Origin of the sequence: Streptomyces sp. NPDC005574 (assembly GCF_040605435.1) — a bacterium.
Lineage (GTDB): Bacteria > Actinomycetota > Actinomycetes > Streptomycetales > Streptomycetaceae > Streptomyces.
The window spans coordinates 56,606-66,046 of the sequence record NZ_JBEXCW010000046.1 but is presented as its reverse complement, the minus strand read 5'-3'; the positions used below and the strand labels follow the sequence as shown (position 1 = coordinate 66,046).

The 9,441-nt window shown below is 72.7% G+C and carries 9 protein-coding genes; 5 read left to right on the top strand and 4 right to left on the bottom strand.

All coding sequences use genetic code 11. The features are described from left to right. Positions 1 to 98 precede the first annotated feature (98 nt). On the bottom strand, positions 99 to 1,145 hold the full coding sequence (locus ABZT03_RS26240) for a LacI family DNA-binding transcriptional regulator (protein WP_356043333.1): 1,047 nt from the start codon (positions 1,143 to 1,145) through the stop codon (positions 99 to 101). Between the two features lie 263 nt (positions 1,146 to 1,408). Then, positions 1,409 to 2,446: a non-homologous end-joining DNA ligase gene (ligD, locus tag ABZT03_RS26235; RefSeq protein WP_356043330.1), complete on the bottom strand. Its 1,038-nt coding sequence runs from the start codon at positions 2,444 to 2,446 to the stop codon at positions 1,409 to 1,411. Positions 2,447 to 2,538: 92 nt separating this feature from the next. Between ligD and ABZT03_RS26230 the strand changes: the two genes are divergently transcribed. Next, positions 2,539 to 3,609 carry an ATP-dependent DNA ligase gene (locus tag ABZT03_RS26230; protein WP_356043327.1) on the top strand — a complete coding sequence of 357 codons (1,071 nt, stop codon included), beginning with the start codon at positions 2,539 to 2,541 and terminating at the stop codon, positions 3,607 to 3,609. Position 3,610: 1 nt separating this feature from the next. On the opposite strand, the gene ABZT03_RS26225 is transcribed toward ABZT03_RS26230, so the two are convergent. Continuing rightward, positions 3,611 to 4,801: a zinc-dependent alcohol dehydrogenase gene (locus ABZT03_RS26225; RefSeq protein WP_356043325.1), complete on the bottom strand. Its 1,191-nt coding sequence runs from the start codon at positions 4,799 to 4,801 to the stop codon at positions 3,611 to 3,613. 193 nt (positions 4,802 to 4,994) lie between these two features. Between ABZT03_RS26225 and ABZT03_RS26220 the strand changes: the two genes are divergently transcribed. Beyond that, positions 4,995 to 6,008, top strand: coding sequence for a DUF3048 domain-containing protein (locus ABZT03_RS26220; RefSeq protein ID WP_356043322.1), 1,014 nt, complete (start codon positions 4,995 to 4,997; stop codon positions 6,006 to 6,008). A gap of 91 nt (positions 6,009 to 6,099) precedes the next feature. Here ABZT03_RS26220 and ABZT03_RS26215 read toward each other — a convergent pair whose 3' ends face one another. After that, the gene (locus ABZT03_RS26215) at positions 6,100 to 6,567 is read right to left on the bottom strand and encodes a MarR family transcriptional regulator (RefSeq protein ID WP_356043320.1); all 468 of its coding nucleotides are present in this window, start codon (positions 6,565 to 6,567) and stop codon (positions 6,100 to 6,102) included. 237 nt (positions 6,568 to 6,804) lie between these two features. Here ABZT03_RS26215 and ABZT03_RS26210 point away from each other — a divergent pair, with 237 nt between their 5' ends. From ABZT03_RS26210 to ABZT03_RS26200, 3 genes are read left to right on the top strand one after another with little or no spacing between them, the layout of a single operon-like run. Then, positions 6,805 to 7,587, top strand: coding sequence for a CoA transferase subunit A (locus tag ABZT03_RS26210; protein WP_356043317.1), 783 nt, complete (start codon positions 6,805 to 6,807; stop codon positions 7,585 to 7,587). Then, complete coding sequence (locus ABZT03_RS26205) at positions 7,587 to 8,231, top strand: CoA transferase subunit B (RefSeq protein ID WP_356043314.1); 645 nt, start codon at positions 7,587 to 7,589, stop codon at positions 8,229 to 8,231. Before ABZT03_RS26210 ends, ABZT03_RS26205 begins: the two co-directional genes overlap by 1 nt. Before the next feature lie 5 nt (positions 8,232 to 8,236). Then, positions 8,237 to 9,439 carry a thiolase family protein gene (locus tag ABZT03_RS26200; protein WP_356043339.1) on the top strand — a complete coding sequence of 401 codons (1,203 nt, stop codon included), beginning with the start codon at positions 8,237 to 8,239 and terminating at the stop codon, positions 9,437 to 9,439. The last annotated feature ends 2 nt before the right edge of the window (positions 9,440 to 9,441 follow it).

Genomic DNA, 9,441 nt, shown 5'->3' with positions numbered 1-9,441 from the left:
GAGCATCGCCCGCGTACTGGATGTACTCGGGTGATGCGACAACGCGGCGAAGTGCCGTGCCGGGCGTCGCGAGCCGGTGAACCTTTCCGGTCACGGCACTAGGCGGAGGCGCGTCGTACCAGGGTCGTCGGTGTGACCACGGCGGAGGGCACGTCGGCCGTGCCCTCGCGGGGTTCGCCGGTGGCCGGGTGCTCCAGGCCGCGCAGCAGCAGGCGGGCCATCAGCCGGCCCATCTCCTCGATGTCCTGGCGGACCGTCGTGAGCGGTGGATCGGTCTGTTCGGCGATGGGCAGCATGTCGTCGAAGCCGATCACGGCGACGTCCTCGGGCACCCGGCGCCCGTGTGCGCGCAGGACGCGCAGGGCGCCCGCCGCGGTCAGGTCGTTGGCGGCGAACACCGCGTCCAGGTCGGGGCGGCGGTCGAGGAGTTCCCGCATCGCCCGCTCACCGCCGGCCGGCGTGAAGTCGCCGTGGGCGATCAGCCGCGGGTCGGCGTCGCTCAGGACGTCCCGGAACCCGTCGAGCCGGTCCACGGCCGAGGTCTGGTCGAGGGCGCCGGTGATGTGCGCGACGCGGGTGCGGCCGAGGCCGACGAGATGGCGTACGGCCTCGCGGGCCCCACCGCGGTTGTCGCTGTCGACGTACAGCACGCCGCTGCGGCCGTCGCTCCAGCCGGGCCGGCCGCCGAACACGGTCGGGATGCCCGCGCGCTGGATCAGGCCGGGCAGCGGATCGTCGAGGTGCAGCGAGAAGACGAGGGCGCCGTCGACGTGACCGCCGGCGAGATAGCGGCCGACGCGGGCGTGGTCGTCGCGTCCCTCCGTCAGCAGCAGCACGAGCTGGTTGTCGTGCGCCGTCAGTTCCTTGCTGATCCCGCGGAGCTGGAGGGCGAAGAAGGGGTCGGCGAAGACCCGGGTCTCCGGTTCGGCGACGACCACGGCGATCGCGTCGTGCCGCCTGGTGACGAGACTGCGGGCCGCCTGGTTGGGGACGTACCCGAGTTCCTCCACCGCCAGCCGGACCCGTTCGACGAGAGGTTCGCGCACCCCGTCCCCGCCGTTGACCACCCGGGAGACGGTGGCCCGGGAGACACCGGCCCGAGCGGCCACGGCCTCCAGCGTGGGGCGCTGTGCTGTCTCGGTCACTTCGCGGCTCCTCGTCGGCGGATGCGGATCAGGATAGCCGCGGCCGGACGGAGGGTGAGAGCGCTCTCGGCGGCCGGGCCGCCACGTCCTACGGCGAGCGACGACGATCCGGTCACGCGTTGATCCGGGGTTCCGGGGTTCCGGGGTTCCGGGGTTCCGGGGTTCCGGGGTTCCGGGGTTCCGGTCACCGGGTCGTGCGGTAGTCCGGTCCGACCACGACCCTGCTTTGCCCACGCCCCGGCCGCGCTCCGCGCCGGCGCCCGCTACGGCGTCTCCTTCTTCGCCCGGCCCGGGGTCTTCCTGGCCCGGCTGGGCTGGACCCTGCTGGGCTCGCCCGGCATCTTCGGGTACTCCGGCGGGTAGGGCAGGTCACCGAGACCGTGGTCGTGCTCGTCGCGGCGCGCGAGGTCCAGCAGGGGCTCCAGGGAGAACGCGTGCTCGTCCATGTCGGCGTGCACGTCGCCGAGTTCGGCGAACCGCGGGGGCATCGTGGCGAGGTCGAAGTCCTGCGGGTGGGCCTCGCCGACCTCCTCCCAGCGCAGCGGGGCCGAGACCGGGGCGTGCGGACGGGGTCGTACGGAGTAGGCGGAGGCGATGGTGCGGTCACGCGCGGTCTGGTTGTAGTCCAGGAAGATGCGCTCCCCCCGCTCCTCCTTCCACCACTTGATGGTCACCCGGTCGGGCATCCGGCGTTCCATCTCGCGGCCGACCGCGATGGCCGCCCGCCGGACCTGGGTGAAGGTCCAGCGCGGCTCGATGGGAACGAAGACGTGCAGGCCGCGTCCGCCCGAGGTCTTGGGCCAGCCGCGCAGTCCGCCGAACTCGTCGAGGACGGCCCGCAGTTCGTGGGCGGCACGGGCCGCGTCGTCGTAGTCGGTGCCGGGCTGCGGGTCGAGGTCGATGCGGAGTTCGTCCGGGCGGTCGACGTCGTCGCGGCGCACCGGCCAGGGGTGGAAGGTGAGGGTGCCGTACTGGGCGGCCCACAGCACGGCGGCCTCCTCGGTGGGGCACATCTCGTCCGCGCTGCGGCCGCTGGGGAAGGTGATGTGGGCGGTCGGGATCCAGTCGGGCATGTTCTTGGGCGCCCGTTTCTGGAAGAACGACTCGCCGCCCACGCCGTCCGGGTAGCGCTCCAGGGTGGTGGGCCGGTTGCGCAGGGCGCGCAGGATGCCGGGGGCGACGGCCTGGTAGTAGCGGGCGAGGTCCAGCTTGGTGAAGCCCCGCTCCGGGAAGAAGACCTTGTCCGGGCTGGACAGCCGTACGCTGCGGCCGCCCGCCTCCAGTTCCACCGCTTCGCCCATGCGGGCCACGGTAGGCGCACCACGCATCCCTCGCATCCCTCGTATCCCTGGCACACCGGGCGGCAGGGAACGTATGGGCGCAGAATCGGAGCATGGATCTGCCGGTGATGCCGCCCGTGAAGCCCATGCTCGCCAAGTCCGTGGCGAAGATCCCGCCCGGTATGCACTACGAGGCGAAGTGGGACGGCTTCCGGGCGATCGTGTTCCGGGACGGGTCCGAGGTCGAGCTGGGCAGCCGTACGGGCAAGTCGCTGACCAGGTACTTCCCCGAGCTCGTCGAGGCGCTGAAGGAGCGGCTGCCCGAGCGGTGCGTGCTGGACGGCGAGATCGTGATCGCGCGGGAGGGCCGGCTGGACTTCGACGCGCTCACCGAACGCATCCATCCTGCGGACTCCCGGGTGCGGACGCTGGCGGAGCGGACACCGTCGTCGTTCGTGGCCTTCGACTTACTGGCGCTCGCCGACGAGTCGCTGCTCGACGCCCCACTGGTCGACCGCAGGGCGCTGCTGACCGGGGCGCTGGCCGGGGTGACGGCTCCCGTGCACGTGGCGCCGGCCACGACCGACGCCGAGGTGGCGCGGCGGTGGTTCGAGCAGTTCGAGGGGGCCGGGCTGGACGGTGTGGTCGCCAAGCCGCTGGACCTGCGCTACCGCCAGGACGAACGCGCCATGTTCAAGATCAAGCACGAGCGTACGGCGGACGTCGTCGTCGCGGGCTACCGGCTGCACAAGAGCGGTCCCGTCGTGGGCTCCCTGCTGCTGGGGCTGCACGACGGGCAGGGCCGGCTCCAGCACGTCGGGGTGTCCGCCGCCTTCCCCATGCGGCGGCGCGCCGAACTGGTCGAGGAGCTGGAGCCGTTGCGCATGACCGACGTGACGGGCCACCCGTGGGCGGCCTGGGCGGAGGCGGCCGCGCACGAGTCGGACCGGCTGCCCGGCGCGCCCAGCCGCTGGTCGGGCAAGAAGGACCTGTCCTGGGTGCCGCTGCGCCCGGAGCGGGTCGCCGAGGTGGCCTACGACCACATGGAGAACGGGGCGCGTTTCAGGCACACGGCCCGGTTCCGCCGGTGGCGCCCGGACCGCACGCCCGAGAGCTGCACGTACGCCCAGCTGGAGGAACCGGTGAGCTATGACCTTGCGGAGATCCTCGGCCCGCCGGCGTGACTCAGGGCTGCATCAGCACCTTGACGGCGCCGTCCTGCTTGCGCTGGAACATGTCGTAGGCGTGCGGGGCGTCGGTCAGCGGCAGGTGGTGGGTGGCGAAGTCGTCCACGCCGAGCGGGTCCTCGTCGGTGAGGTACGGGACGATCTCGTCGCTCCAGCGGCGGACGTTGGCCTGGCCCATCCGCATCTGGATCTGCTTGTCGAACAGCGTGAGCATCGGCAGCGGGTCGGCCATACCGCCGTAGACCCCGCTGAGCGAGATGGTGCCGCCGCGGCGGACCAGTTCGATGGCGGTGTGCAGGGCGGCGAGCCGGTCGACGCTGAAGCGCTCGGCGAGCGGGCCGCTCAGCTTCCTCGGCAGCAGGGCGGAGGCGTTCTGCACCATGCGCGCGGCGGCGCTGCCGTGGGCCTCGGTGCCGACCGCGTCGATCACGGCGTCCGGGCCGCGTCCGTCCGTCTGGTCGCGGATCGCCTGGACCAGCTCCTTCTCGCTGTCGAAGCTCCTGAGGTCGAACGTCTCCACGCCCCGGGCGCGGGCCCGGCGCAGCCGCTCGCTCACCAGGTCCACGCCGAACACCCGGCCGGCGCCGCGCACCTGGGCGACCCGGCAGGCCATGTCGCCGATCGGGCCGAGGCCGAGCACGGCGACGCTGCCGCCCTTCGGGACGTCCGCGTAGACGACCGCCTGCCAGGCGGTGGGCAGGACGTCGGAGAGGTAGACGAAGCGGTCGTCGGCCGGGCCATGCGGGATCTTGATCGGGCCGAACTGCGCCTGCGGGACCCGCAGATACTCGGCCTGGGCGCCCGGTACCGCGCCGTACAGCCGGGTGTAGCCGAACAGGGCGGCTCCCATGCCCTCGCTGGTGACCTGGGTGGTCTCGCACTGGGTGGGCAGTCCGGTCAGACACATCCAGCAGTCGCCGCAGGCGATCTGGAACGGCACCACGACCCGGTCGCCGACCGAGAGGTCGGGCACCCCGGCCCCCACCTCCTCGACGATGCCGATGGGCTCGTGGCCGAGAATGTCGCCCGGGGTCATGAACGGCGTGAGCACCTCGTAGAGGTGCAGGTCGGACCCGCACAACCCGCTGGAGGTGACGCGGATGACGGCGTCGGTCGGCTTCTCGATCCTCGGGTCGGGCACGGTCTCCACCCGCACGTCCCGCTTGCCCTGCCAGGTCACTGCCTTCATGACGCGCACTCCCTCTGCCGAGTCGGCTGTCCGGTGCCGGGGTGGCGCCCGAGTACCCGGGCGCCCGGCACCGAACCACTGACGGGGGCCGATCGGCCCAGCCGACGCGCGCAAGCGGATACGAACGGGTATAGCGACCGATGAACGTACAAGCACACCATCCCTGACACGAGAAGCGGTGGCCACGGTGGGCATGAGACGCAGGGCGCGCAGACCGCGCGCCGCAACGACGGTGGCACTGCTGGCCGCCACCCTGACGGCCTCGCTGGCGGCGGGCTGCACGGGACACGGCGGCGCGTCCGACGACGGACGCGGACAGCTGCGGACCCCGGCCCCGAGCCCGTCCACCGGTACCGCCGACACCGGCCCGAGCCCGAGCGCCTCCCCCCGGACCGGTTCCGTGCTCGCCGTGAAGATCGACAACGCGCCCGACGCCCGGCCGCAGACCGGCCTGGACGCGGCGGACGTGGTGTACGCCGAACAGGTCGAGGGCGGCCTCAGCCGCCTCATGGCGGTCTACGCGACCCGGTTCCCGAAGGCCGTGGGGCCGGTGCGCAGCGCGCGGGAGTCCGACCTGGAGCTGTTGCGCCAGTTCGACCGGCCCACGCTCGCCTTCTCCGGGGCACAGCACAAACTGCTGCCGCTCATCGACAAGGCGTCCCTGCGGGCGGTGCCGCCCGAGCTGGCCGGCGACGCCTACTACCGCGGCTCCGGCAAGGCAGCGCCGCACAACCTGTATCTGCGCCCCACCCGGCTCGCGCCCTCGGCACCGGGTGCCGACGCGCTGACCACCGGCTTCCACTACGGTGCCGCGCCCGCGGGCGGCACACCGCAGACCTCGCGCACCGTCCGCTACCCGGCGGCCCGTTTCACCTTCACCTGGTCCGGCGACCGCGGGCGCTGGCAGGTGTCCATGGACGGCACCCGCGCCGTGAGCCCGGACGGCAGGCCGGTCGCGCCCGCGACGGTCGTCGTGCAGTACGTGCAGGTGCGCAGGTCGGCCTTCCACGACTTCCTCGGCAACAACACGCCGTACACGCAGACGGTGGGCACCGGGAAGGCGACCGTGCTGCGCGACGGGCGGGCCTACGACGCCGACTGGTCGCGCCGACGGGCCGTCGACGGTACGGAGTTCACCGCCCCGGACGGCACGCCGCTGAACTTCGCGCCGGGCCAGGTGTGGGTGCTGTTCGCGAAGGCCCCCTGACGCCGGCCGCGAGCCGCCCTCCGGGACGGGGCGCCCCCACGGTCACGTGGCCGCTCGTCCCGCCCGCCGTCGCGTCACGGTCGCGCGCGCCTCACGGGCGTGTGGCCGTGGCGGGCTCCGTCGGGTTGCGCAGCCCCTCGGCCGCGTCCGAGACGCGTTGGATGAGGTCGAGGAACTGGGCCTGTTCCGCTCCGGAGAGGGGGGCGAGGAAGACCTGGTTCATCCGGGCCGTGCGCACGGTCAGCTTGCGGTGGGTGCGCGTGCCTTCCTCGGTCAGGCGCAGCAGGAAGCGGCGGCCGTCCTGCGGGTCGCGGACCTTGTCGAGCAGTCCGCGCCGGCCGAGCCGGCTGATCACCTCGGCGATGGTGGACCGGTCGAGCCCCACCCGCTCCCCCACCGTGCGCTGGTCGAGGCCCGGTTCCGCGACGAGCGCGTTGAGGACCGCGAACTGCGGCGAGGTGATCTCCTCGGAGACCATGGCGTTCCAGAGGAGGTAGTGCGCCTGTTGCAGCCGCCGGGCCAGGTGCCCGGGGTGGCTGCTGAGGTCCACGGCGGCCATGAGCGCTCCCGATACTCGTCCGCGTCTCCGCGCTGTGCTGTCGTACTTTCGTTGGTGCACTGAAGGATACCCGGCGGGAACGACACTGTCTCGGCCCTGTCCCGCCCGCTGACCTCATGCGACTCAAGGGTCTTGACGCCGGTCCGGTCCGATGGCAGCGTGAGGGAAACGTCACCGAAATACTCAGTGCCCTGACTAATTCTGGAGCGGGCGCTCGGACGGGATGGGGCTTCACTGATGGACAAGGTCGTGGCCGACGCCCTGGAGGCGGTGGCCGACGTGCCGGACGGCGCGACACTCGCCGTCGGCGGATTCGGGCTGAGCGGTGTGCCGAACGTGCTGATCCAGGCGCTGTACGAGCGTGGGGTCGGCGGTCTCGGCGTGGTCTCCAACAACTGCGGCGCGATGGAGTCGGGGCTCGCGGTGCTGCTGGCGGCCGGGCGGATCGCCCGGGTGACCGGCTCCTACATCGGCGCCAACAAGGAGTTCGCCCGGCAGTACCTGGCCGGGGAGCTGGAGGTGGAGATGATCCCGCAGGGCACGCTGGCCGAGCGGCTGCGGGCCGGCGGGGCCGGCATCCCCGCCTTCTACACGCCCGCCGGCGTGGGCACCCAGGTCGCCGACGGCGGACTGCCCTGGCGCTACGACGGCTCCGGCGGGGTCGCGCTGGCCTCACCGGCGAAGGAGGTGCGGGAGTTCGACGGCGGCGAGTACGTGCTGGAGCGCGGCATCCGCACCGACTTCGCGCTGGTCCGCGCGGCGCGGGGCGACCGGCACGGCAACCTCGTCTTCAACCGGTCGACCCGCAACTTCAACCCGCTCGCGGCCATGGCCGGCCGGATCACGATCGCGGAGGTGGAGGAGCTGGTGGAGCCCGGCGAGATCGATCCGGACGCCGTGCATCTGCCGGGCATCTTCGTGCAGCGCGTGCTGGCGCTGACGCCGGAGCAGGCGGCGGACAAGAAGATCGAGCGGCGGACGGTCTCGGCGCCCGCGGCAGGGGAAGCGGTGAGCGGCTGATGGCCTGGACCCGTGAGCAGATGGCCGCGCGCGCGGCCCGCGAACTTCAGGACGGGCAGTACGTCAACCTGGGCATCGGGCTGCCGACGCTGATCCCCAACCACCTCCCGCCGGGCGTCGAGGTGGTCCTGGAGTCGGAGAACGGCATCCTGGGCACCGGCCCCTACCCGACACAGGAGCAGGTCGACCCCGATCTGATCAACGCGGGCAAGGAGACGGTGACGGTCCTGCCGGGCGCGTCCTTCTTCGACTCGGCGCTGTCCTTCTCGATGATCCGCGGCGGGCACATCGACGTGGCCGTGCTCGGCGCCATGCAGGTGTCGGCCGGGGGCGACCTGGCGAACTGGGCCGTTCCCGGGAAGATGATCACCGGTATCGGCGGGGCGATGGACCTGGTGCACGGCGCCCGCACCGTCATCGTGGTGATGACCCACACCGCCAAGGACGGCAGCCCCAAGATCCTCCAGGAGTGCGCGCTGCCGCTCACCGGCAGGGCCTGTGTGAACCGGATCATCACCGACCTGGGGGTTCTCGACGTGACGGACGAGGGCCTGGTCCTGGTCGAGACCGCGCCGGGCGTCACGGCCGAGGAGGTCGCCGCCCTGACCGACGCCAAGCTGACCGTCGCTCAGGAGCTGCTGTGAGCGCCCTGAACACCGTGTACGTCCTCGACGCCGTCCGCACCCCGGTCGGCCGCTACAACGGCGCCCTCGCGGGTGTGCGCCCCGACGACCTCGCCGCCCACGCGATCCGTGAACTCCTCGCTCGTACACCGGAGTTGGATCCGTCCCGGATCGAGGACGTCTACTTCGGCAATGCGAACGGCGCCGGCGAGGAGAACCGGAACGTCGGCCGCATGGCCGGGCTGCTGGCCGGTCTGCCGGTCTCCGTGCCGGGCGTGACCGTCAACCGGCTGTGCGCCTCCGGGCTGGAGGCCGTCATCCAGGCGGCCCGCGCCATCGCGGTCGGGGACGCCTCGATCGCCGTCGCGGGCGGTGTGGAGTCCATGACCCGCGCCCCCTACGTCCTGCCCAAGAGCGAGCGGCCCTTCCCGGCCGGACACGCCGAGCTGTACTCGACCACGCTGGGCTGGCGCATGGTGAACCCGGCGATGGAACCGCAGTGGACGATCCCGCTGGGCGAGTCTGCGGAACTCATCGCCGACAAGCACGGGATCAGCCGCGAGCAGCAGGACGAGTTCGCTCTCGGCAGCCACCGAAAGGCCGCCGCGGCCCAGGAGTCGGGCCTCTTCGACGCCGAACTCGCCCCCGTGGCCGTCCCGCGGCGCAAGGGCGGCCCGGTCGCCTTCACCGCCGACGAGTCGGTCCGCCCGGACGCCTCGCTCGCGGCGATGGCCCGGCTCGAGCCGTCCTTCCGCACCGAGGGCGGGACCGTCACCGCCGGGAACGCCTCCCCGCTGAACGACGGCGCCGCCGCCCTGCTGCTCGTCGGCGAAGCGGGCCTGAAGGCCACCGGCCGCACGCCGCTCGCCCGGATCAGCGCCACCGGCGTCTCCGCCATCGCGCCGCATCACTTCGGGCTCGCGCCGGTCGAAGCCGTCAACCGGGCGCTCACGAAGGCGGGCAGGGGGTTCGGCGACCTGTCCGTGCTGGAGCTCAACGAGGCGTTCGCCGCGCAGGTCCTCGGCTGTGTGGCGGAGTGGCCGGAGTTCGACCCGGCGATCCTCAACCCGCAGGGCGGAGCCATCGCCCTCGGCCATCCGCTCGGCGCGTCCGGCGCCCGGCTCGCCGGCACCGTCGCCCACCAGCTCGCCCGCAGGGGCGGTGGCACCGGTGTCGCCACCCTCTGCGTCGGCGTCGGCCAGGGCCTCGCCCTGGTCCTCGAACGGTAGGA